The 24,890-nt window shown below is 56.9% G+C and carries 18 protein-coding genes and 3 pseudogenes; 8 read left to right on the forward strand and 13 right to left on the reverse strand.

The annotated features are described in order from the left end of the window. Positions 1-12: 12 nt before the first annotated feature. A pseudogene (locus tag MUK72_RS17350) lies at positions 13-1,311 on the reverse strand (IS4 family transposase). A 242-nt stretch (positions 1,312-1,553) separates the two neighbouring features. Then, on the reverse strand, positions 1,554-2,291 hold the full coding sequence (locus tag MUK72_RS17355; RefSeq protein WP_244706192.1) for an IclR family transcriptional regulator: 738 nt from the start codon (positions 2,289-2,291) through the stop codon (positions 1,554-1,556). 424 nt (positions 2,292-2,715) lie between these two features. On the opposite strand from MUK72_RS17355, the gene MUK72_RS17360 reads away from it, so the two are divergent. After that, a protein-coding gene (locus tag MUK72_RS17360; protein WP_244706194.1) for an IS630 family transposase occupies positions 2,716-3,845 on the forward strand; the annotation gives its coding sequence in 2 pieces (ribosomal slippage) (positions 2,716-3,142 and positions 3,142-3,845; 1,131 coding nt in all). 502 nt (positions 3,846-4,347) lie between these two features. On the opposite strand, the gene MUK72_RS17365 is transcribed toward MUK72_RS17360, so the two are convergent. Next, a complete protein-coding gene (locus tag MUK72_RS17365) occupies positions 4,348-5,553 on the reverse strand; it encodes an IS4 family transposase (RefSeq protein WP_244706197.1) in 1,206 nt (401 codons plus the stop codon). A 224-nt stretch (positions 5,554-5,777) separates the two neighbouring features. Continuing rightward, complete coding sequence (locus MUK72_RS17370) at positions 5,778-6,905, reverse strand: IS630 family transposase (RefSeq protein WP_244706199.1); 1,128 nt, start codon at positions 6,903-6,905, stop codon at positions 5,778-5,780. Positions 6,906-7,205: 300 nt separating this feature from the next. Between MUK72_RS17370 and rdfA the strand changes: the two genes are divergently transcribed. The 3 genes from rdfA to MUK72_RS17385 all read left to right on the forward strand — a co-directional run bounded on the left by rdfA (position 7,206) and on the right by MUK72_RS17385 (position 10,880). Next, positions 7,206-7,862 carry a rod-determining factor RdfA gene (gene rdfA, locus MUK72_RS17375; protein ID WP_244706201.1) on the forward strand — a complete coding sequence of 219 codons (657 nt, stop codon included), beginning with the start codon at positions 7,206-7,208 and terminating at the stop codon, positions 7,860-7,862. A gap of 95 nt (positions 7,863-7,957) precedes the next feature. Continuing rightward, the gene (locus MUK72_RS17380) at positions 7,958-9,904 is read left to right on the forward strand and encodes an archaea-specific SMC-related protein (RefSeq protein WP_244706203.1); all 1,947 of its coding nucleotides are present in this window, start codon (positions 7,958-7,960) and stop codon (positions 9,902-9,904) included. Positions 9,905-10,550: 646 nt separating this feature from the next. After that, a complete protein-coding gene (locus MUK72_RS17385) occupies positions 10,551-10,880 on the forward strand; it encodes a hypothetical protein (RefSeq protein WP_244706205.1) in 330 nt (109 codons plus the stop codon). A gap of 284 nt (positions 10,881-11,164) precedes the next feature. Here the strand turns inward: MUK72_RS17385 and MUK72_RS17390 are convergent, their stop codons facing one another. The 3 genes and pseudogenes from MUK72_RS17390 to MUK72_RS17400 all read right to left on the reverse strand — a co-directional run bounded on the left by MUK72_RS17390 (position 11,165) and on the right by MUK72_RS17400 (position 13,525). After that, positions 11,165-12,352: a transposase gene (locus MUK72_RS17390; protein ID WP_241431135.1), complete on the reverse strand. Its 1,188-nt coding sequence runs from the start codon at positions 12,350-12,352 to the stop codon at positions 11,165-11,167. A 234-nt stretch (positions 12,353-12,586) separates the two neighbouring features. Continuing rightward, positions 12,587-12,676 (reverse strand): annotated as a pseudogene (locus MUK72_RS17395) (hypothetical protein); the annotation flags it as partial. Between the two features lie 690 nt (positions 12,677-13,366). Continuing rightward, entirely contained in the window at positions 13,367-13,525 is a 159-nt protein-coding gene (locus MUK72_RS17400; RefSeq protein WP_244705632.1) for an SCP2 sterol-binding domain-containing protein, read from the reverse strand. Positions 13,526-13,603: 78 nt separating this feature from the next. Between MUK72_RS17400 and MUK72_RS17405 the strand changes: the two genes are divergently transcribed. After that, positions 13,604-13,912, forward strand: a complete 309-nt coding sequence (locus MUK72_RS17405; protein ID WP_244705630.1) for a carboxymuconolactone decarboxylase family protein — start codon at positions 13,604-13,606, stop codon at positions 13,910-13,912. Between the two features lie 430 nt (positions 13,913-14,342). Here the strand turns inward: MUK72_RS17405 and MUK72_RS17410 are convergent, their stop codons facing one another. Then, a complete protein-coding gene (locus MUK72_RS17410; protein WP_342346238.1) occupies positions 14,343-16,001 on the reverse strand; it encodes an IS1634 family transposase in 1,659 nt (552 codons plus the stop codon). A 118-nt stretch (positions 16,002-16,119) separates the two neighbouring features. On the opposite strand from MUK72_RS17410, the pseudogene MUK72_RS20580 reads away from it, so the two are divergent. Beyond that, positions 16,120-16,296 (forward strand): annotated as a pseudogene (locus MUK72_RS20580) (transposase); the annotation flags it as partial. Between the two features lie 132 nt (positions 16,297-16,428). Further along, the gene (locus tag MUK72_RS17420) at positions 16,429-17,403 is read left to right on the forward strand and encodes a transposase (protein WP_244705624.1); all 975 of its coding nucleotides are present in this window, start codon (positions 16,429-16,431) and stop codon (positions 17,401-17,403) included. Positions 17,404-17,598: 195 nt separating this feature from the next. On the opposite strand, the gene MUK72_RS17425 is transcribed toward MUK72_RS17420, so the two are convergent. From MUK72_RS17425 to MUK72_RS17445, 5 genes are all read right to left on the reverse strand, one after another. Further along, positions 17,599-18,777, reverse strand: a complete 1,179-nt coding sequence (locus MUK72_RS17425; RefSeq protein ID WP_244705623.1) for a low temperature requirement protein A — start codon at positions 18,775-18,777, stop codon at positions 17,599-17,601. A gap of 212 nt (positions 18,778-18,989) precedes the next feature. After that, complete coding sequence (locus tag MUK72_RS17430; RefSeq protein WP_244705621.1) at positions 18,990-20,261, reverse strand: IS701 family transposase; 1,272 nt, start codon at positions 20,259-20,261, stop codon at positions 18,990-18,992. 186 nt (positions 20,262-20,447) lie between these two features. Then, positions 20,448-20,645: a hypothetical protein gene (locus MUK72_RS17435; protein ID WP_244705619.1), complete on the reverse strand. Its 198-nt coding sequence runs from the start codon at positions 20,643-20,645 to the stop codon at positions 20,448-20,450. 339 nt (positions 20,646-20,984) lie between these two features. After that, positions 20,985-21,434 (reverse strand): hypothetical protein, encoded by a 450-nt coding sequence (locus MUK72_RS17440; RefSeq protein WP_244705617.1) that lies wholly within the window; start codon positions 21,432-21,434, stop codon positions 20,985-20,987. 60 nt (positions 21,435-21,494) lie between these two features. Continuing rightward, positions 21,495-22,550, reverse strand: a complete 1,056-nt coding sequence (locus MUK72_RS17445; protein ID WP_244705615.1) for a sulfite exporter TauE/SafE family protein — start codon at positions 22,548-22,550, stop codon at positions 21,495-21,497. 319 nt (positions 22,551-22,869) lie between these two features. Here MUK72_RS17445 and MUK72_RS17450 point away from each other — a divergent pair, with 319 nt between their 5' ends. Continuing rightward, a complete protein-coding gene (locus tag MUK72_RS17450) occupies positions 22,870-24,522 on the forward strand; it encodes a transposase (RefSeq protein ID WP_425311089.1) in 1,653 nt (550 codons plus the stop codon). Positions 24,523-24,890: the final 368 nt, after the last annotated feature.

The following is a 24,890-nucleotide window of genomic DNA, read 5'->3' on the forward strand; positions in this document are numbered from 1 at the left end:
ATCGGTGTTCGGTTAAGCATTAGACGGCCTCATGAAGGCTTCAGCCACTCGTTCGCTCAGTAAGAGGCGTGATTTCTCTGGTTGACGGGCATCACGGAACATCAATTCAGCCAAGTTCGGCGGCGGGTACCCGAGCGACTGGGCCAGATCTTCGAGGATGAGCTGGACGACAGACCGAAAGGTCTTCGCCCAGCGTTCTCGCGGAAACACTGTCTCAGGAAACCCCTCTTGAAACATGTCCAGTAAGGCTCTGCTGACCGTCAGTGTCAGCAGAGCCGCCACCACCAGCAGCTCCACGATTGCTGGATCGCTCGTCTGGAACTTCTCAAGACCGTACAGCGATTTCAACTCTCGAAACAGCAACTCCACTTCCCACCGCAACCCGTACAACGCCGCGACCTGCCTTGGCGTGAACTCATCGGGCAGATTCGTGACGTACAGATGGTAGTCGTCGGTGTCCTCATTGCGGACACCGACGACGCGAAACTCCATCGTATCGGTCGATTGCTTCCCAGCGTATGCCCGCCGCTTGAACTCGATTTCCACGGTTACGTCGATGATCTCCCGAGTAAGATCTCCCAGAACGTCCTGAAGACGACGCTCCGGTAAGGAAATGGCGCGCCCGCGCCATTTCCGGCGCTCTCCGACGATCAACGGATTTGCGTTCGACTTCAGCCGAGTCAGGAAGAAGCCCTCGTTCTCGTCAATCAGCGCGAACCGACGGAAGCTGTAGAAGCCCAGATCGAACAGTAACAGCCGGTCTCGCAGCCAGCTCCCGGTGCGGAGTTGGCTGCTCTCGTGGGTGCGTTCGTCGGTGAGCTGGAACTGCTCGATCGTCTGCTTGGTCGCGTTCTGCACGACGTGGAGTTTCGCGCCGGATTGATCCGGGTGAGTCGCAGGAAACGCATCGAGAAGCCGATGCAACCGTTTTCAGGTTGCATCGGCGATCAGCACCTCTCGGAACAGCTCGAACTGTGGCGTGACCGTGTGAGGAACTGCGACCTCCTCGAGCACGCTTTCGAGGAGGTCGCTCAACAGTGCTGCGAGTGCTGGTGTGAACCGATCGTAGAAGCTTGAGCGGGCAACGGTTTGGTTAGTTGCTGCGGAGTACGCACGCTGGAATCCGGCGATGGTACGGGCTTCGCCGTCGACGGCGAAGCCCATGATCAGCGTCCAGACGAGCATCGTGATGTCGATCGTCCGGTTGCGTTGGACGACATCGCGCTCGCGCGCGATGTCTTCGATAAGTTCGGCTGGAAACAGGGAAGTGAGCCGCCGTCGTATGAGAGTTGGGAAGAGTTGCTTGAACACATTCTCTCCCCACGCGGTCTACAACGATAGCTGCGTCAATCGAGCGCTGTCTCTTGATTCACCGTCTTAACCGAACACGGATGGTCGCTGAACTCATCCACCTCAGCGTTCACCCTGCTCTTTGGTGCGCCACTCGTTCTATGACACCCTCGTTCTAGTTTAGTAGCGGTCTGAGGTGGCTTCGGCGAGCAGACCGTGCCGAAAAGCGTCGAAATCAAGCTGTAACTCGGTTTGCTTGGGAGTTAATATTTTAGGCTTACTTCAATAACGTTCGCCGTCTCCAAAACTATATCTGATATTTTTTCAGTGATTTTCGATTCCATCATTCGGCCAACTGGCCCGTAGACGCTGATTGCGCCAATAACGTCATCTCCGACCACGATCGGCCTGCCAACGCCATGCATCCCTTCAAACAGTTCCTCTCGGTCGAATGCATATCCTTGTTCCCGGATCTCATCTAGCTCGTCAAATAGTTCACTTCGCTCAGTAATAGTATTCGGCGTTCGGGCCGTTAATTCGTAGTGATCAATGATCTCCTCCATGCGCTCTGAAGAAATGTTTGCCAGTATGGCTTTTCCAGGAGCGGTAGTGTGTAGGCGTGAGACGTCACCATCATAGATATCAACCTGCACTGCTTCTTCCCCGGTGGCTGTGTATAAAACCACACCGTGATTGTTTTCTTCGATCATCAAACTCGCGTGTTCACCGGTGGTGGCTGCCAGGTTCTGGAGTTCCGGTTTGGCCACCTTATAGAGCTCCAACTGACTCCGCATACGTGTCCCGATTGACAGAAATCGCGATCCAACACGGTACCTCCCGTTTTCGTTGACGACACAGCCGATCTCCTCGAGCCCTTGCAGATAGTCGTGAACGGTACTCGTTGGTTTATCAACCTCGTCAGCTAACTCCGCGACCCCCGCTTTCTCCAACTCGAGTATCGTTTCAACGATGTCGAACGCCGTTTTTATCGTCTTTGACATGTGGTTGCGTACTTCAACCTCGGCCTACTTAATTGTCCGGATTATTCGGACGTGCTTGCGTTCATCACCCAGCATCCCCGATATATTACAACTCCGATTGCCCAGGTATACCGTTGCAATCTCGCTGAATACAACACTGACTGCCGAAATAAGGCCGCATAGTGTATCCGTGTATGTCGGAATACTGAACCCTGCTAGAGCACACACATGGTCCTCAAAACAACCGTACAACGGACGATGTCTGCCGAAACGGCAGGAGTACCGTGTTTGGTGCACAGTACCATATGACAGATCTCATCCGGTATATTCGGACGTTGAATACTGTCTGTTTACGGGGAGCTCGGGCACCACCCTTCGATAGTCTAGTGAGTCGTCAACTATAAACTGAAAATGCTATCTTACTGCGCATCAATACGGTATGGCAATGAGCCAGTCAACGTACCCGATCGAGCTGACCGAAGAAGAACGCGACACTCTCAACGCGATCACATCCCACGGCGTTCACCGAGCACAGAAGATTACTCGTGCGCGCATCCTACTCCAAGCAGACGACGGCAAGAGTGACTCGGATATCGCCGAGTCACTCGGCTGTAGCCCAGCTACAGCGTGGCGAACCCGGAAAAAGTTCCACGAACGTGACCGGCTTGATGCCATCGAACGCAAAAATCCTGACCGCACCTACGAACGTAAACTCGACGGTGAGGACGAAGCTCATCTCATCGCCCTTGCTACCAGCGAGCCGCCCGACGGGCGCGCTCGCTGGACGCTCCGTCTTCTCTCCGACGAACTTGTTGTCCTCGACGAGATCGATCACGAATCAGTCTCCCACGAAACCGTGCGTCAAGTCCTCAAAAAAACGAGCTCCAGCCCCACCGATCCAAGCAATGGGTGATCCCGCCAGAGCAAGACACCGAGTTCATCTACCACATGGAGGACGTTCTCTCACTCTACCGCGAACCATACGACCCAGACCGGCCTCTCGTTTGTTTCGACGAGCATCCCAAACAGCTACTCAAGCAGGTCGAGCAACCGCGCCCGGCTCAGCCGGGCACGGTTGCCCGCGAAGACTACCAGTACGAGCGTAACGGCACCAAGAACCTGTTTCTGGCCTCCGAACCGCTCGCCGGCTGGCGAGCGGTCAGGGTCAAAGATCGCCGAACCACTGAAGACTGGGTTCACTTCATGCAGCACCTCGTTGATCAGCACTACCCGGATGCGGAGTGCATCCGGGTGGTGCTGGACAACCTCAACACGCACAAGCCGGCAGCCTTCTACGAGTATTTCGATCCAGCTGAAGCACGGCGGATACTCGACAAGCTCGAATTTCACTTCACGCCAGTACACGGTAGCTGGCTCAATATGGCGGAAATCGAGTTCAATACGCTCCAGCAGCAGTGTCTCGACAGACGCATCCCCGACGCGGCGACGCTCCGTCAGGAGGTCGCTGCGTGGAAGAAGGAACGAAACAGCGATGATACCGACATTGACTGGCGGTTCACGACCGACGATGCCCGAATCAAACTGAAGCGGCTATATCCTTCAATTGACGACTGACAGCACACTAGTAGCGGCGTCAGTTAATTCGTACCCAGTAGCTCTCCCCGTGAGACCACTGCTACCGGAGGTAAACCTGTGCGGCGCAGTCAAAACAGGCTTCGGGTGAACTCCTCCCCGAGCCGTCGAAGTGAAGCGACGGCTCGTACCGGCCGTCGCTGTACCTGTGAAACGCGAGGTCCCATAATTCCATGTCGCCAGTCCACCCTAACCGGCACATCTTCACCGGGGTTTGGCGGATCTGCTCTTTTTCCTCGTTCGTTGACCCAGGCATGAACCATGGATCACTGTTGCGTTCTAAGTTGATAAAGCCACGGCGAGCGAGGCCGCTGTGAGGAGCACTGGAACAGGTGCGTAGACTGCGCAAGCTCAGCCGAATGTGAACAAATAGATGGAAAACAGAGAGATACGTCGTTTCAGGCCCAAAGAGCGAAGAAAACTACGGCTCTGGCGACAGCCGTCGCTGGCCGCCGACGGCTGTCGCTGGTACCGTGTGATGAGATCAGCCGAACGAAGTCAGCGTCTCATTCCAGTGCGTCCGGACTTTCTGGATTGCACGCGCCACGCCACCCTTGATCGGGTGGCGTTGGCGCAGCCACTCCACGAGCACGTATCCAATCAACGCACAGAACAACTCAAACAACACTCCGTTAAGCGATTTCGAGTGGAAATTCTCAACGTTCAGATATTGTTTGAATTCACGAAACAGAATCTCGATCATTGTCCGGAGGGTGTAGATACTGATCACGTCAATGGGATCGTACGCTGACGACGCCAGCGTCGTCAGGTACTGAATCTCTTCTCCATCCGGCGTTTCCAAAACGATACGACGAAACTGTTCACCGGTCTCAGCCAGTTCGATTCGTTCATCACGAATCTGTCTCGTTCCGTCCTCGTTAGTGACCTCGACGTTCTGGAGCGCGTCCAGAACGTCGAGACGGGCGTTTGACTGGAGTAATGTGACAAAGTCATCGTCGCTGTGCTTGATTTCACAAAACCGGCGATAGCGCGTGTATCCGCGGTCAAAGACCCAGATGACCGAGTCGAGATCTGCGAAGACCTCGACGTCGTCTTTGAGGTGGTCGAACTGCGGACTTTCGTGGGTTTCACCTTCTGTGACGGTTGTCCCAAGCGGATGCTTGTGTTCACCGTCTACACGCGCGGCGCAATGCAGTTCGAGTCCACCGTCGTCTACGTCGATTTCATAGACGTGCTCGTCGTCTCCGACAAATTCGTCGGAGACGACAACTGAGCGGGTGAGTTCGAGATTCGTCGCGTCGACAGCAATTACCCCTCGTGTAAGCCATTCCAGACGTTTTCGCTGAACAGCACGCTGATGATACAGCTGTGGTGTATGGAGTAACGCGAAGAGGAGTCGAACGACCGCGCGGTAGTCGCGGTCGTTCGTGAGTTCGGAGAACCGTGACTCGGGCATTTTCTCAAGAGAGTCATCAACGGCGGTCTTATCGGCGAGTTCGGAGAGGGAACTGGATGGATCAAGTCCTTCCCGAATAGCGACTTTGAGGTGGTTATCGAAGTCGTGTGTCTCGTTGTGGATGCCGATATCGAACTCCTCAGCAATGGACTCGCTGTCGCCTGCGGCGAGCAGCGAGTACAACTTATCAGCGACAGTTTCGACAGAGTTGATGTTGTTGGCGTCCGTTGCATCCGGTGACGGCCTATCTGCCGACTTAGAGATCACAGACATCAGGCCGTCACTACCGGCTCACGCCGGTTTTAAATAGTCGAAACGCCACAGATGGATCACTGTCGAAGACATCCACATAAGCGTATCTGCCGCGGAACCGAACGTTGACTCCCGCGCACCGCTCATACCAAGCGGTGCGCGCGTGGGCCTCTAAGCGGTCTTCGAGAGCGTGACGGGCGTACTCGGGGATTGAATCCATTCCAGAAATACGCACACAGAGAGCTTCACTCTACCGTTGGAAGCCTCTCCAACAGTCTCGTCAAATCTTCCCTCGTGTAGGTCCACTCGAAGGGTTCCGGGTCTCCGTTCCACAACGTCTCGAATCCGGAGATGCGGTCTTCGACCGCATCGACCGAGCGAAAGCTTTCGCCAGTCAGTGATTTCCGTGTCAGCACCGAGAAATACAGTTCGATCTGGTTCAACCACGACGCTCCAGTCGGGAGATGTACCCCGATTGCGGTGGGATACTCCTCTTGCAGCCACCATCTGAACGTCGCTGGATGGTGAGCACTTCCGTTATCCATGACCCAGAAGACCCGATCTGCGTTCTGGCAGATCGGGTCGGCCATTACTTCTTCGACGAGCGTCTCGAAGTTCGCTCGGGTGTTTCGGTCGACGCAGTGGCCGATCACGCCTCCAGTCCCAGCGATAAACGCAGCTTGGTAGATCGTGGTGCCATTGCGGTCATACTGGTGCTCGATTCGTACTGATTTGCCGGGTCCCGGCGGTGTTCTCCGCCGGGACCGGGCTTGTATCCCGGTTTTCTCATCGGCACAGATGATGACATCGCCGTCAGTGAGTGGTTCGTCTTCCCACATTCCGGTGTAGAGATCACAGACACGAGCGGCTTTCTGCTTGAACTGAGGATCGCGTGGAGTTACCCATGACGCTACCGTCCATGGCCGAATCGCCGCCTGCTTGAGCCAGGCGGCGATGGTTGAGCGTGCGGGACAGAGATCGAGTTCTTGAACGGCCTGGTCGTGAATGTCGGCTGAACTGAGTCGGGACAGCGGGAGTCCGCGGTTGGCTGGAAGTTCACACGCGATTGCGGTGACGAGTGCGCGCGTGGAGTCTGGATAGATGCGAGGGCGGCCGGGCCGAGGCTTGTCAGCAAGCCCGGCCCGGCCGGAGTCAGCGTAGCGATTGCGCCATTTCCGCACAGTCTTGCGAGTACAGCAGAGTTCCTGAGCGATTTGGGTGTTGTTGTAGCCACGAGCAGCTAACAGAACGATCCGAGCACGGAACGCATCGCGTTGAGGAGCAGTTGCTTTGCGAACGACAGCTTCGAGATGGGTTCGTTCTGGGTAGGAAAGAGCAATTCTGGTTGGCCGAGATTTGGGTTTGGACGACACGGTTTCACGCTCAAGACCAAGTAGAGGACGCCAGCAAGCAAGACATCATCGGGGTGGGTACGAATTAACTGGCAGGTCCACTAGCGGCATGGATTGCCGTCGGCGCACGTAGTGAACCTGTCACCCGTTTTGCTCACTCCGCGATCGCCCGTCACTGACGCCACTTAGATCCATTACCTTTACCAAGAGTACGGATGGAAAGACAGACGTATACCTGCCTGGAACGAACGCAAACCACCACCCGAGTACCACCATGAGAAGCCGCCATTCGAACCACAGCCCACGGAGGAACCGAATCGTATGACCCACGACGAGACCCCCACCTGTTTGTGTAAAGTCGGACGGAACGTCGAACAGTATGATCTCGATGACCTCAACACCGAATTGCGAGACCGGCGCGTGGAAGCGGGGGCGAGCCTCCGCGACCTCGCAGACTACGTTAACCAGCGCGTTCTGGCCGCTGCCCTCACTGCCGCCGACGTAGACGTCACCGATGCCCTCTACGGCGCCGTCAGTGACGAAGACGCACTCACCACACTCTACGAGGCACTCGCCAGTGATGATACGCCGCCCGAACGGACAGCCCGAGTGCAAACCCGCCTTGCCCAGCGTGGCGTGGACATGGAGGCCGTCGAAGCCGACTGGGTCACCCACCCGACAGTCCGAACCCATCTGCGTGAGTGTCTGGATATCGAGACCCAGCGGACCGCCACGATTACCGCCGACGACGCACGTGATACAATCGAGTGGGCCCGCACGCAATGTGCAAACATCGTCGACCAGACGGTCACCCGACTCCGAAACGCGAACGTACTGGAAACTGGCCCACTCGACGTCACGGTGACGATCCAGCTAACCTGTACCGATTGTGGGACCACCTATCGGCCACATCAACTGCTCTCCCGCCGTGAGTGTGCGTGCACGGCCGCTGACCAGTCTGACGGCCCGACCGACTAAGCACCCGTCGAGGTGGGGGTACCACACAGCATACGGTCCAGCACCTACAGGGGAAAGCGAGAAGATTATCAGTAATGCGCTCAACTATCTCCATAATGGCTCAACAGTCCGAACCGACGACTGACACGGATACCAGTCACGCCACGCTCTCCATTACGAACCTCGGCGGCATCGACACCGCAACCGTCGAGTTTTCGCCCGGCGTCACGCTCCTCACTGGTCGCAACGCGACCAATCGCACCTCGCTGTTACGGGCCCTCAACGGAGCCCTCGGTGGCACGGCCACCACCCTGAAAAGCGACACTGACGAGGGGCACGTCACGCTGACACTCGGCGACGACGAGTTCACCCGCACCGTTACGCGGACAGGGGCAGGGATCGAGCGTGACGGCACGCCCTACACGGACGCCGAAACGCTGGTCGATTCCGTCGCCACCCTGCTCGAAGATAACCCGGCGCGGCGCGCGGTCGAACGGGGTGACGACCTCCACGACGTCATCATGCGCCCCGTCGATACCGAGGCGATCGAACGACGGATCCGCGACCTGCGCGAGGAAAAACAGGAGCTCGAAGCTGAACGAGACCGTGTCGAACAGCGTCGTGACACGCTTCCCCAGCTCGAAGAACGCCGCCACACCCTCCAAGAAGAGATCGCTTCTATCGACGAGGAACTCGATACCCTGCGCGACGAGGTGGCGGCCTTCGAAGCCGACGCCGAGGCCGCCGAAGACGCCGAGGCCCTCGTCGACGACCTCGATGCCCGGCGTCAGGAATTGCAGCGCACCGAAGATGACATCGAATTGGTCGAATCCGAACTTGACGCATTACGAGACGATCTCGAAACGGCCCACGCCGATCGGGACGCGGTTCCTGACGACACCACCGATGATCGAACGGATATCGAGACCGAACTGGAGGCCCTCCGGGACCAGAAGCGCCACCTCGAGACGACCATCAGCAGTCTCCGGACCATCGTCGAGTTCAACGACGACCTCCTCGCGGAGGACGGCCACGACCTCCCGGGGATCGACCCTGACGATGAGGCCGTGACGGCGGCGCTTGCCCCGGACGAGACCCAGGACGTGGTCTGCTGGACGTGCGGCAGCCGCGTCGAACAAGGTGCCATCGCGGACCGACTCGATGACTTGCGAGCCGTTATCGAGGACAAACAAGCCGAGCGAGCCGACCTCACCGAGCGCATCGAGGCACTCGAGGACAACCGACAAACACTGGAGCAACAGCAGCGCCGACGAGAGGAACTCGACCGGAAGATCGAGCGAACTGAGGAGAAAATCGACCAGCGCGAGCAGCGGCTCGACGACCTCGAATCCGAGGCCGCCGAACTCCGCGAGGAGATACGTGAACTGGAAGCCGAGGTAGCCGAAACCGAGGCTCTCCGGGAGAGCGACCTGCTTGAGACGTACGAACAGCTGAGCGAACTGCAGTACGAGCGCGGCCAACTCACACAAGAACGCGACGAGGTGGACGAGGAAATCGCCGCGATCGAAGCCCTCCCAACTCCGGACGACCTCGAGGCCCAACTCGACGAACTATCGACGGAACTCGAGCGTGAGCGGACGCGTATCGCCGATCTGGAAGCGGAGGCGGTCGAGCAGTTCAACGACCATATGGACAAGATCCTGGACGTGCTCGACTTCGAGAACATAGCCCGCGTCTGGATCGAGCGAAAAACCGACGACGGCGGTCGAGGGCCGCCGGAGACGGTGTTCGACCTCAACGTGGTGCGCGAAGACGAGACGGGCACCGTCTACGAGGATGTCGTCGCACATCTGAGCGAGAGCGAGCGCGAGGTCGTCGGCCTGGTGGTGGCCCTCGCTGGCTACCTCGCCCACGAAGCCTACGAGGCGGTTCCGTTCATGCTGTTGGACTCCCTCGAGGCGATCGACTCGAATCGGATTGCCGCACTCGTGGACTACTTCGCCGACTATGTCCCCCATCTCGTGGTCGCACTCCTGCCCGAGGACGCCGAGGCGCTGTCCGCCGACTACGAGCGGCTCACAGCCAACACACTGACCGCCTAACCTCCCGCGGGTCGTTCACGTCGAGACACGATACGAGGACCGACGGCTGACAGCGAGAGGGTGGTCGTTCAGCGGTGAGTGCACGGGAGCTCAGATCCGACGCCTGCACCACTGGCCAAACAGCGCAGTCCGACTCCAAGTCAACGTACCGCCACGAACCCTTTACCACTCGTATGGTTGGAAAGGACCGGGTCGGGCGACCACCACGTTCACGTCACAAACTACGATGCGACAACTCCACCATGTCCACGCGGCATCTGGGTGATTCGGAGACTCGCCGGCCTGACCGATGCGGTGCTGGTCTCGACGCCCCCCGTTGCGCAGGGTATGACACGACTCGACGGGAGCCGCGGTCACGGCACCACCTCGGGACCACGCCGCCGACTGGAGGACTGACGGAGTCGCGTCCGGTAGTGACGCCGACGACACCGAGATCGTGGCACCCCTGCCCACGGACGCCACCGTGCTCGACGACACTGAGACGTGCACTCCGAGGAGTTGGTCACTCTCAGACACTGGCCGTCCAGCACGACGTCCCTCCTGCCGCTGCCTTCGGCTGTCGAAAGAGACATGAAGACCCGTATTCAACTCACAAATGAGGCGTTTTAGAAACATATTTGTACGTTCGAATGCCATCTATCTAGATATGGGCGAAACAAACGACGAATTTGAAGAAGATGTCGACATAACGGTGGAGCTTACGGGTGAATATGACGCTGTTGTTGATAAGTTACAGATGTCGACGGACGAGGAAGAAGTGCTAGGGCCAGTGCTGGCTGATTTCTCGCGCCTGTTAGAGACCGTACATCGGCTGGACGGTGGCACCCGGAGTGTCATCGTCGACCAGCTGCCGCCGGAGATGCAGCACGCCTACGACGCCGAGGCGGTCGTCGACGCCCTCCAGATCCTTGCCCGCTACGACCTCGTCGCCCTCGACGACAACACCTGGATCCCGGGCCCCGCGCTCACAGTATAGCCCCCGACGATCGGCGTGGGCGTCACGTTCGGGTGTCGATCGAGAATATGTGGCCTAGCTAGTGGTTTGTCGCACTCCAAACTCTCAACCTCTGGCTGCTGCGAATTCCCCGAAATCTATGCACGAGAAGACCGCTGAATCAGGAACTACCGCTATTTTCAGGTTCGAATCGAGCACTCGCAACTGCCACTCAGCGTAGCGAGTGGCAGTTGTTCAATTTTTCTGGAGAAATCACGGTGAAGAGACAGTGATGCCTCTACTGAGGGGCAAACCCGGAGCGGGTTCTACAGGAGTGTGACCAACCTCCTCTGGAGGAAGCCACGAAACCGCGGGGCGATGACCCGCGGTTTCGTGCGGAATTCTACGACCCCAAGCGAGAGTTGCACCAGGAGGTCAACCAGCAGCCACATATCGTATAACAACATCGCGAATCCGAAGTGAAACAACCGCACGGCGTAGTCTTTCGACGTCGTCCACGGAGCGAATTCCTTGATCCCACCGTAGGCGGTTTCGATACCTCCTCGTCGAGAGTATCGGTTGATTCTGCGACGTGTCTGCCGCCGATCCAGACCAATCTCGTCGTTGACGGCGAGATTGGTCAGGAACGTCTGGATCCTGTCGCGATCTTCGTCGGGAGGAAGCCCAACCAACGTCGTCTCAACCCTGGTCAATCCTGGATTGCCTTTCACCGGACCGTACATCGGATACGTGTCTTTGACCGTGACTTGATCGTCCATACGCGCGATGAACCGCTTTACGCGGTCATCGCGCTTAGCCGGGATCACGTAGAACAGATCACGCTGTTCGAGTACGTCAATCACGTCTGCAGCATGGAACTCTCTGTCAGCGTAGACGCGGCGGACACTCAGCCTGATACGCTCCTCGACGGTTTCCACGAGCCGGCGGACCACGCCGCCGGCTCGATAGGATTTGTCCTCACCGGAGTACTCGTCCGGATCGTGGTCATCGGCGTCACCGATCGGGAGCATTGCTGCGGTAAACTGGATGTTATCACCGACAACGCTCGCGGTTGCGAACTTGTAGCACCAGTCGTAGGATTTGTCGTCGGGAGCTCCCTGAACGCGAACTACCTCGTCACGTTCACCGTAGTAAGCGATGTAGGTCATGTCGATTGCGATCATGACCGGCCGCTCGAACTCCACATGAGGCTTGGCCCGCGTCAGGACGCGGGCCGCGCCACGGTTGACCATATCCGTGATTTCATCGGGTTCGAGGTCTTTGATCGCCGTTAACAGTGTTTCTCCGGACGGACCGTCCTCGTAGAATGGATCATCGAGATCCGGATCAGGGTTGACGTAATCGCCGTAGGTCTCGGCACCGCCGTTGGCGGCGGTGCCTGTGACCCCAAGCAACGTCTCCAGCAGCAGTAACTCCTCATCGTCGTAGATCGCTCCATCAGGCCGATCAAAATCGACTGCTGGAAATACGACAGAGGTGAGTTCGTCGACCATTTCGCGGGTTTTCCCGCGAATGAGTCGATTGACGGTGCGCTTCGAGGAGCCTGTCGGCTCCTCTGAAGCGCTGTCTGTGTAGGGTGTCCCGATTGGACTTCCACGTCTGGCGGCAAGCAGCCGAATCTGCCGTCCGCTTTCCTCGATTCTCGTCTGAAACGCTTCGAATCGGTTGCGACGCGCACGCGAGAGTGTACTCTGATTCGGAACGTCGTCGGGATCGAATCCAAGGTCGGCAGCCACGTCGGGTTCCTCATCGAGCGTCCGATGCAGGGCGGCATCGGACGCGTCATCGAGTTCGGCCAATAGAAGCGCCCGAAACATCGGCTTGAACGGCTTCGAGTCATGCCAGTCCGGGAATGGATCGTTGTGAGCATACGAGGCGAGGTCGAGGTGGCTGACCACCTCGACCGCATCAGTCGTCTCATCGAGGATTTCTTCGGCCTGTTTCGTCAACAGCAACCGTCCGCCAGAAAGAGAATCGGTGCTTTTCAGTCGATCGTCAGGTCGTGGGTCGTGGCTGCGTTCCGCAGCCCCGACCCGTTTTGTATCGTTTGTGACCACTCGAGACTGTGCTCATCCCCGACCGGTTAGCCGCCCGACTCATCTTCATCCTGATTCTCGTGCATAGATTCTGTCGTTCGTGACAGCAGGCTCGCCGCAGCTGCCAGAGGTTCGGCGTTTGGATTTCTACAAACCACCTGTTTGCTGATAGGTCTGAAGTCAGGTGGACGGTTCTATCTATGAAACCACATAAGAGCTACACTGGCGAATAGACCGCCAGTCGAATTTCTCTATCTAATTCGCGCGAACGTGCCGCTAAGCGCGGATATACTGCACGCTCCCAACGAAAATTCCTTTTTGCTCGATTACTCAGCCGGTGATGGTATCTCCTCGGCCCTGATGTCGGCTAGATGAATTTGTCATACATAGACTTCTGAGAAATTTAAACTGCCATGATTATTTCCACCATCCGCCGCGCATGAGAAACCAACCTTCCTGATTTCAACAGTCTCAGTCGGGAAGCAGGTCTGTAAGTTGTCCTACCGTCGAAGCGAGTCGCGTGCCCTTCTGGATGTCTCCCTCCATCTCGTATTTCTGCTGCATGAATCCTTGGATGGGATCGAGGCTGCCGGTAATAAGGCCAACCAACTCGTCCGCGGGACCGGTCAATGAGTAGATGTCATTAGAATTTGGACATTCGTGAAATGAAAGACAACACCTAAATAACGTCAATGAGGAATAGCGATTATGCCAGCAGAGGCACCCGAGTTCATTGATGAAATCGCCGAATTGGACCCAGCATTTGGAGAACCATTCGACACGGTGTACGAGGAGGTATTCTCAGAAGGAGCACTGTCGGTGAAAACGAAACTGTTGATAATGATGGCTCTCGACGCGGGAAGATCACAGTCAGACGGTGTTGAGATCGTCGCACAACAGGCACGCGATGCTGGTGCAAGTGAGGAGGAGATACTGGAAACAATAGAAGTCGCCGGATTGGTGTGCGGTGTACAGGGACTAGCAACGGGAAGTTCAGCCCTGTCTGAAGACGGCTAGGTTGATTTGTTATATACTGTCCCTGCGTAATTTGGGTTTCTGAAGAGCCTGTCCAAGAAACATCGGCAAGGAAATCAGATTCTACGGATTCTGAGTTCACATGACGTAGATTTTATCTAGCGGAAACTCCTGTATAGCGTAAGGATCCACACGTGACGTCTAACTTTATCCGATACGACCAAGATCAGCAACACCTCCTGCCGAAGAACGTCGCGGAGTGGGTCGAAGACGATAGCCTCGAACCCACTTTCGACACCCAAATGTGTTCTTGTGAGCAAACCCTATGATCAAGATCGAGTTGATGGTAGATTTTGTCATGTGATATTGGATATCTCTAAATAAATAATACCTTATTGGAATTCCAGTAGTTGAATAGATATTTTTGAGAAATGAATGCGCGAGCCAGAGAGGTCTGCCTCTCTGGCCGCGCTTACTCTTCCGATTCGATGCCATATGCGGTGACATCAAGATCGAGCAGCTCAAGCACTCGCTTCGGCACGTCAACGTTGTCTGGTATCTCCCGTTTCCCGTCGACCCGCGATACGAGCATGTTCTCGAACCGTTCAAGCACTCGCCGGCCGGTGGGCCGAAAGCTCGTCGGCCCACCGGCCAGGTCCATTGGTTCATCCGCACCCTGTAGAGCCACGCGTGCGCGTCGTTCAATGAGAGAATAGACGAGCAACGCCATCAGCATCACGTAGCCGAGTGCTTCGACGCGGTCGGGCCGGTCGAGAAAGACCGGCCCGACGCGTTTGGGGTCTTTGACTACCCGAAACCGGCGTTCGACCGCCTGTTGCTCTTTGTACTCCTGGAGAACGTCCTCACCAGCCCACTCTTCAGAATCTTCCAACGACGTGACGACCACGAAACAACTGGCTCTCTTCTTGCGGTGGGCGATCGCCGCCGCGTCCCGCTGGACGCTGGCGGCGATCTTGTAGACGGTTTCGTAGGGGTCCCAGTCTTTCGGCGGTCGTCCGGGCTTGTCGCGGCTCTTCTTCTGTTCGGTTTCGACGACTTCTGCCTCGAATTCGAAACAGGAATCGTCGTGATCGTCGAGCCACGTCTCCCACGCTTCCTGAGCGTCGGGTTCACAGGCGAATGAGCGGTCGGCCAGCTGGCCGACCGCGTCCTCAAGATCCTCTTCAGTGCTGTCGAGGTCATTGTCAATGCGTCGGTTAGTGCGTCCATCGAGCGTGGATGAATGGACGACGACACACCGCAAATCGTGGTTAGAGATGTGCTTTTGGAAAGTTTGAATCTGGTAGGAGGCAGCGTCTTCGTCATCTTCATCGTTGACAAATTTTCCAAGATCGTTCCACTCGTCGATCTCCCACGCGCGGTCGATGAGTGCATCGACCGCGTTGTAGGTGCGCGGGAGTCGGCTGATAATGTCGATGCCAGCAGCAGAGGCTTCATCCAGCGAATCTTCGCTCATTGCCGCGCTATCGGCGACATAGATAGGAGGCTCGTCAGCGGCGAGCCGCTGACGGAGCTCGCCGATAAGTTCGGTGTTCCAGGTGGTGTCGGAGTCGTTCCCGTCGAGGATATCTCCGATGACGGGAACGCCGTTGCGGTTGACTGCGAGGCCTATTTGGAACTGGTTGAGGTGACGATTGCCATCGCGACTATACCCCTGTGTAATTTCGAGGTCGTACTCGTCGTTTTCGTCCTCGTAGATACCCTGAACGGACTTGGAAGTAGTGTCGGCGTGGACCACATTCGTGGTCACGCCTTCACGCCCGATGGCTTCAGCAAGCACACTCCCGAAGAGTATGCGTGGGTTGGCGTCAGCGATCTTATCGAGGGTCCGTCCGAAAGTGGTGTCGCTGAGATTTTCAGGTGAGATATTTTCGCCGAAGAGGTTGGCTGTGTCGGATTTTTCGAAGAATTCGGACAGCCGATACATCGGCTGTCCTTCAGCAAGGAAGTTCATGACGAGTGCCATAGTTCGATGACCAGGCGAGAGTCGGCACTGTTGGTCATCCCATTCGACCTGTTCGTTGACAGTCTCGATAAGGCCGCATTCCTCACAGATGGCTTTAACCACCGGAAGCGGACCAGGCGAGAAGACTTCCACAGCCGAACTCACAGTATCGTGAGTTCTGCTGTGAGGTCAAAGAAGTTCTCGGTACTTTTCAGCTCAAAAACATTTTGTCAATTCTGTAGGGGGTGTCGAAAGTGGGCTCGAACGCTACGTTTCCGACGTTATCGATCATCTCGACAACGAGGGCCGGCTCGATCCCTTCTATCCAGAAGATCGGGCGGACGGCCGTGGCCGGCCGCCCTTCCATCCCGTCATGATGCTCAAGATTCTCGTCTTCGGGTACTGTATCGGGGTCCGTAGTTCCCGCAAACTCGACCGTCTCCTCGAACGTGACGTCGCTTTTCGCTACCTTGCTGCGAATCAACATCCTGACTTCCGCACGATCAGTCTCTTCCGCAAGAACCACCGCGAGGAGTTCGAGCACCTCTTCGTTGAGATTCTTCGCCTCTGTCGGGAAGCTGGCATGGTTGAGATGGGTGAAGTCGCCTTGGACGGCCGGCGCGTCCAAGGCGACGCTGCCCTCGATCAAAATCGAACTCGTGAGCAGATCACCGACGAAATCCACGACATCCTCGACGAGGCCGCCGAGATCGACGAAGCCGAGGATGACGAATACGGTCCAGAACAGCGCGGAGACGAGCTCCCGGAGGAACTCCGGGAGCAAGAGGACCGACTGAACCGATTGCGGGAAGCCAAAGACCGACTCGACGCCAAGGAACAGCAACTCAAAGACGAACAAGCCGAGAAGATCCGCCAGCGAGAACAGGAAGAGGAAGAAATGGGACGAAAGAAACGTGGCCGGAAGCCCACACCTCCGGAGGAGGTGGAGCTTCCGGAGGACACGAAGGCAAACACAACAGATCCAGCGAGTCAAATTCTCAAAACCAGCAACGGCTGGAAACAGGGCTACAACGGCCAAGCAATGGTGGACTGCGACACACAGGTCATCGTCGCGCAGGACATCACTACTGACGCAAACGACGTCCAGCAGCTCAAGCCGATGCTGGAGAACTGCGAGGAGGTGAACGGCAAGCGCCCGGAGATGGCGCTTGCCGACGCTGGCTACTGGAGCAAAGCGAACGCGCAGTTAGCGGATGAGCAGACGGAGCTGTTCATCGCTACGACCAAAGACTGGAAGCGACGGAAAGAACCTCGGGAGGCGGATCCGCCACGAGGGCGGATCCCCAAATGGTACGGGCTGAAAGAACGCATGGAGCGGAAACTCCGGACGAAACGGGGGAGAGGCATCTACCGCAAGCGCAGCCAGAGCGTCGAAGCAGTGTTCGGTCAGCATGTCACCCGCGGCTGCGACCGATTCCTGTTACGCGGGGAGACGGGGGCACAAGCGGAGTGGTCGTTGTTCTCAGCGACGCACAACCTGCTGAAACTGTGGCGGTCCGGCCAGGGGCCGGACGGCCACGAAGTGGCGGACGCGATCGCCGGATAACTGAGCCTGGTTCTCTTTTTTGTCGACGGATGAATCGGTCTGTCGAATCGTACAGCAGTATCTTCAGCTGTCGTCAGGGAACTGGTGCGGCGGAATTCTTGGACGGGCTCTGAAGTGGTTTTAATATATTTGTGTATGGTGGCTACTTGCCCAATTTCAATTGAATAGAGTGGATTACAATTATATTGTTTCTGTTCACTGAGCGGTTTGTTGCTCGTAGAACTCACGTCTGTCCGCAGAGTACAGTGTCTCGTACGTCGCAAGCCCGACGAACAAAACCACGAGAGCCGCGAGAGCGGCGACGGCAGGAATCCGCACCGTTACACCGATGAATATGCAGGCGATGACCGCCACAATCAATCGAGGGGTGCTGTAGGTTCCGTGGTCGTGGTAGCGCCACGCAGTATGCCCGAACAGGTAGAGCGCGCTACCGCCGCACAGCGCGACCGCAGCGATAATTCCGAGCGGTTCGCCGACGTGTGCGAGAGTCTGTTTCAGACCGAGGGCAACGAAGATGATACCGCCGATTATCGAGAGATGGAGCACACTGTATGAATCGCGTGCAAGCAGTGTGAGGTCGTGGCCGCTTTCTTCGGCGAGGCGCTGTTCGGCAGCGAACACGACGTAATCGAAATAGAGCCACCACAGCACGGCGATGAGGACGAATGCCAAGAGGGTAGCTAGAATCACCAGCGGCCCGAGAGCGATCCCGCCCGCTCCGACGCCGGACCCAATCGCCACAATCGATTCACCGAGGGCGATGATGACGATGAGTCGGTAGCGTTCGACGAAATGCTCGACGTTGACGCGAAAGCCCTCAACACCGCGAACGAACACAATACCGTAATCGATTGCGATTGCGACGACCCAGAGTATCGCTTTGAGCGGACCATCGAAGAAACTGGCGAGGACGAGCAGTGCCGGGCCACCCAAAAATCCCGGCGCGGCCCGGAGGACTGCATCGCGCGTTTCGGGCGGCGTGGCAGCCGTGTAGAGAGCAATGTGTAGCAGCCGGACCACGAAGTAAGCAACAGCGAACAGCAACGCAGTGGTCTCGAACGCACCGGGGACCGACAACGCAACGACGAGCATTGCCGCCATCGCGGCGAAGATTACCACTCGTTGCAACAGATTCTCTTGGGGAGACACAGCGCCCGTCAACCATGAGTACATGACCCACGCCCACCAGACCGCCGCGAGCAATGCTGCACCCTTCGCCACACCAGCCCACGTGAGATGATGGGCGAGAAAGCCGGTGACTTGCGTGAACGCGAAGACGAACACCAGATCGAAGAATAACTCTATCGTCGAGACGTCCTGTCCCTGCTCGCTCGCGTTCTCGTTTGCATCCGGTGTCGAGTCAGTTGTGCTCATGGTAATTATGTTAAATTCTTACATACAATGCAGAGCGTCAACTAAAAACGCTCGGCGTACTCCCATTGTCTCTCGGCGGCCTCGACTTGGCAAGATCGTTTGATTCAGACAATTCTGTCTAAGCTGAGAAAGGTTATGTACTCGTTTTATTATGACATCGCCATCTGAACAATCTTGGTATAGAAATCACACAGTTTATTGAATGGGATATACTATCTATAATCTGTAATAAAGAAATTCGCAATAGAGGACCACGAGTAAAAATAGACACGTTCACGCACGGCCTCTCGTCGCTCCGCTCGCGGGAGCGACGAGTCGATCTCTTCGGTGATCTGGAATACTGTCTCTGCAGTAAGATCGGCTTGTGCGTGATTGAGGCGGACGCTGAGTCCGCCTCCATCTTCCCAAAAGCCGACGTCTGCTTGCTCATTGAGCGTTACCAGCGTCCATGCGAGAAACACGAGCTGGATGTAGCGTTCGATTCCCTGTTTTCCCCATAGCTCGTACTGTTTGAAGCCGAATTGCTTATTCGACTCCTCGTGGACCGTTTCGATATTCCAGCGATGCTCGACGAGTTCGAGGATCTCGGCCGCTGGCCGGCCGAGATCCGTACTGATGTAGTGGCGAGTCACATCGTCCGTCTCGCTCGTTACCGATTTCACCCGGCCAAGTCCTTCGATTTCCACGATTTCACTCGCCACGCTATACGTTTTCTTGCGCCCCCGCACAGTGATCGTGACGTCTTCGTACTCCAGCGTCGATGCGAAGTCATCGACGCGGAGGTCCCAGACGACACCCACTGGAGAGACGTGATAGCTTGATTTGTAGCGACAGACGACGTCATACCCTTGATTTGTGATTTGTTTGACCTTGTCGCCAGCGTAGTACGCCGAGTCGAACACGACAGTGAGAGCCGCTCCAGACGGAATCTGGAGCGGCGTCACGATCTTCTCAACCGCAATCTCGGTTTTCTTCTTGAACGGCTCGTCGAAATCCGGCGCAAGCTCCTCTTTGATGTACATTCGCGCGAGGTATGGAAAATATATCTCCCCAACTTGGAGACACGACGTGACGAATTTGTTCCCGAGCTCGGTTTCTCCTTTGACTGGATTGTACAACCGGGCGACGCCATCGGTGGCGTCGCCGGTTTTTGAGACGTGGGTATCGTCGATGTGGAGAAGAATCTCGTCACCAGCCCCGACGTCGAGTTGGTCGAAAATGTACGCAGCTTGGTGCTGAGCGAGATCAATGGCTGACCACACAGCGTCACCGAGAAAGTAGCGATAGGTGCGGCTGGATTTCGCGTCCGCATCGGGACGCGAAATCCCGCGGGCAAGTTCACTCACGGTGTGGCGAGATTCGGTCTTGATAACTGCACTCACGAACGCGACGAACGAGGTAACGTTGCGACGATCAGAGAAAACTGACTCGAACGACGCCAAGGCTTGTGCAACCCACGGAGGGAGTCGAGAGACACCGAGCATATTGCGAGAACATCAGAACCGCATCAAGAACCATTGTTCGATGCGACTATCTACTGCTCGCTGACCCGTCAGCGAGCGTAGGAAAGAGTTGCCAAGTCGAGGCAGTACTGAATCATGAAACGGCAACACACCGGACGTGATTTGGCTGTGGGTCAGATGATCCGTAGAACGCTCGCTCTCCTTTCGTTAGAAGTTGTGTTCGAGATGGTCCTGGTCAGCCTTCTGGACAATGATTGTATCCTCTCGCACACGGACGAATACCTCATCACCGATATCCATCCCGGCGACTGCAAGTTCATCCTCGTGTAGATTGAGATGAACGTTATGGTAGTTCCCATCCTCATCTTTCGCCCCACTCGGGCTGAGTTTTTTCTTCCGGGCCATCGCAGTATGCTATCGCGAACATAGGCAAAGCATACAGTTAACGTTTCTGCTGGCGTTCGCAGAACGAGCACTCATCTGTCTTCTGGAGAAAGTTCCGTCCGTTCTCTCGCTCAGACACCCTGTGACTCCGGCGTATTTATAGTTGACCTACTGTCGATCATGTGTTCCATCCGCTCGACCGAGGGCACAACAATCACAAAGAACGTTACCACCCCCGCTGCCGAGACCGTTCCTTCTACAAGCGAGGTGAGCGCAATCGCGCTCTCCTCGACGTCGAGCCGCCTACATTCGAAGGCGATCAGTCGGTTGGTGAGTGGTTTCGACTCTATCTCACAGATATCATTGGGCGGCCCCCTCCGAACGAGCACGACGGCTGGCGAACACACAAATGCGGGTGACGATTGCGGCAGCGATGACGCCGAGGACCGTGTAAATTGCTCGTGACGGCTCGGCCTGTGAGAGTGCCCAGACGACCCCAGCGACGACGCACATCATGGCTGTCGCCGCAACCATCCCGACAATCGGTCTTTCAAAGAGGATGTGGAATCGCTCGGTTTCCATCATCGCCACACTACAGGCTCCGAGTAGCGCTCCGCTGGCGATGGCTATGAACGGGATGGTATCCGTCACCCCGGCAAATGCACCCATCTCGTACCCGACATATCCAACGCTGATGAGTCCACCAACTCCAACAAGTATGTCGAAAACGAACGCTTTCGTTTCGTCGATGTCTCGACTTGGGTTGATATTCATGACTGCTGGTTGATGTTCACGCACTGGTTCAGCCACCACGAATCGAGCCTGCCTCGATGGGTGGTGATAGCCACGTTTTGCCGCGATTCGGGCAGACTAGACGAGGAAATTCGTGACGAACAGAATCACCCCAATGGCGAGTGCGTAGCCCGGAATTACGTACTTGTAGATGCGGTTCGGGATCACTCGGACGCTGAACGGCGCGAACACCGCCGCGAGCAACGATCCCGCGAGTAGTGACGGTACCAACATGAAGTTGAGTTCGACGCCCGCTGCTGTGATTCCGAAGTACGTGATGACGCCGACGAACGAAGCGAGACCCTCCGAGATGGACGAAATCGCCGAGGCCGCCTTCTCGTACATGCCAGCGTAGAGTTGGCCCATCGTGGTCACGGGACCGTATCCGCCACCACCGATGGCCTTGTTGAACCCTGCAAGCGCCGCGAAACCGACGAGCATTCGCGGGCGGTACTCGGCGTCAGCAGCGGGCTTGAGACGCTCGCGGAACAGCGCGGCAACTGCCATCAACAGCACGAGTACCATCACGTACACCGAAATGACAGACTTATCGAACTGGATCGCAAGGAACGAGAACAACACCGCGACCACCGAGCCGATCGCGCTGATGCCCGTGATGAGTGCGATGGCCTTCGTCTCTTCGTTGAATGGTCGGGAGAGCGAGACGCGAACGTTCTCGAACTCGTTGTGCATCCATCCCGACAGCAACCCGGTGATGGTTTCGGACACCAACAGCGCGGGCACGACCGCGAGCGGATCGAACCCGAGCACGATGAGCAACACCGGCGAGAGCGCCGTCCCAAAGCCCATTCCGGCGGCCGAATCCATCGTTTCGAAGACGAACGCAAGCAGAATCACGGCCGGGACGAACGACCCGAACACCGCTGCCTCGGGTGTCTGGAGGTCGAGCAACGTCACGGCCCCAATCGTCACGACGTACAGTCCGGCCAATATCCCGAGGCGTTTGAGCGTCTTCGGCTTGAGGCTCATGCGGTCGGCGAGCGGCAACTCGTCTATCGCTCGCGCGGCAGCACCCGTCACGGCTGACTGGCCGGACGAGGTCGTTCCCGTCGATGCAGACGGGGTGCTCACGCCGCCGTCCGCCTGCGCTGACTGTGTATCGGATCCACTCATGTGTGAACTCGTTCAGCTATGAGTAGCCCTCCGTAATAAGTCTTGGTGGTTTCTCCTAGCCATTGAATAGCCACCCTATAACTTATGAGAAGATATAAGCCAGATGTTCCGGTAACAGGGGTATGCCGGTCGCCAAACGGGGGTGGATACAAGCGAGCGAGCAGTTCGCGATCTACGCCTGCCCACCCCACGTTCGGCGACGTGCTCCCTTCTCTCACCCGCCCTCCCCATGTCAGACACCGATACAACACCACCAATCGCAGAACCCCTTCTCGAACAGACCGAAGAGTTGTGCGACCTCCATGATCACATTACACGGGTGGTCACCGGTCTCGACGTTCCGCGAACGTTGTTCTCTGACAGGTATCCCGATTCCGGCAGGGCCGATTTCGGGTTTGAATCGGTCATCCTGCTATTCCTCTATCAGCACGCTCGCGGGTTCGACCAAAGTGAGCTGCACCGCCGGTTGGCAGGCACTGCTTACGTCTATCTCCGACTCGATCTCCCCCGCCCGCCCACACAGCAGGCTATCAGCTACATCTGGCGGAATCGACTCTCGCTCGCGGATCGTCGTACGATCAAAGCCACCGCACGGGTGATACAGGAAATTGCCGCCGACCATGGTCTTCTCTCCGCCGATGAGCCGCGTCTTCATCCCGACGAGGTGGATGCTGCCACGATCACCGACGATCACATCATGGACGCTGTTGAAGCGGCACGTGATCGGGGTCTCGACGAGTTTGACAGCGACCGCGCGGGCAACGCTACATTCAGCGATTTAGTGTTTTTCGAGCGGCAGAGCTACCTGAATATGGCCGATCGAGGCACGACAACGTGCTCGAACGGATCGAGCAAGCGATTCGAGCGGCTTAGCGACCGCAAGGAGACACCCCACGGTGACACCCACCTCCGCACGATGAAGAAGACCGCCGCTCCTCCCGAACAGACTACTCTCGACGAGTACGAGGACGGTTGCCGGCCGACGGACTGGGGGCGCATCCGCGACGAAGTACTCGACCCATTCCATCGGGGTGTCGAGACGATCCTCGAAGAAGTCAGGGAGAACGGCGGTATCCGGGAGCCGGTCATTGCCGCCATCGATACCACGCCGTGGCCGGTCTTCACCTCACCCTACAAGGACGACGAAGACGTGGCGCAGGACGATGAGTCAGTGGTGGTGAACGGCGAAGAACGATACCCGCGCAAAGAGTATCCAGAGATGGTTCACGGACTGAAAGATCGCCACGAGCGTGGATACGAGATGGCGACGATCACCATCATCGGAGAGGACACCCCTATCGTCCTCGGCGTCGAACCAGTGCGCCGGGAATCCGATTGGGAAACGAAGGATGTGGGGGACACCTCACAGGCGCGCATCGTCGAACAGTTGTTGGAACAAGCCGAGCAACACGTCGATATTCACAAGGTATTCTGTGACCGTGGCTTCGACGCGAACGGCGTCAGAGATACAATCGACCGGCGCGATACGACCTATCTCATCCCGAAACGCAAGTACGAGGCTGAGATCGAGGACATCGAGGAGTTAGAGCGAGAATCCGTTACCGGCGCGGGCGTCGTACGAAACCTGACCCACGGACATGACGGCCGGGTTCATACCGGGAGCATCATGTACGTGCCATCGACGGAGGAAGAAGGAGACTACGCGGTGTTCACGACCAACCGCGATGTTCCAGTGGAACAGGTCAAAGGATTCGTCGGTCAGTACACACAGCGCTGGCGAATCGAAAACGAGTATAAGTCGATCAAGGAACACTTTCTGCCGACGGTGGGGTCAATGGACTACCGAGTACGGTTCCTGTATTTCGTGATCGGCGTCGTCATGTACAATGTGTGGCGGTTGACGAATCTCCTGTTCCGTGACGCTGTAGACGTGCATCTGGGAGAGCACCCGCCGATTCCCGCAGGTGAGTTCACCGAGATCCTCGCGTTCTGCATCGTTCCGGGTGACTGACGAAGACCACGCTGTTCTCGCGCTCAGCGGATTCTCGATAGCTGCGGGACGCGCCTGCTGACCCCACTCTCGGCTACATTCATCGGCTGAGCACCAGACGTGCATTGGACAGGGAGTCGTATTCGGCTTAGCTGTGTTTCTGGTCAATGAGAACGGTCACCATCCGTCGGTTTCGTTTGTAGAATCAGTCATCCTCCGAAATTCTGGAAGATGCAGAGATCAGGCGTTTGAATTTCTACAAACCACCTGTTTGCTGATAGGTCGAGGTGATCTGGTCCAGTTACCACTACGAGGATGTCATAGAACGATTCACATGGCTATTCGTTTCAGGGTGGAATGTAATGAATTGTCCAATAAGTAAGTCTGCG

This window comes from Halococcus dombrowskii, assembly GCF_022870485.1.
Taxonomy (GTDB): Archaea; Halobacteriota; Halobacteria; order Halobacteriales; family Halococcaceae; genus Halococcus; species Halococcus morrhuae.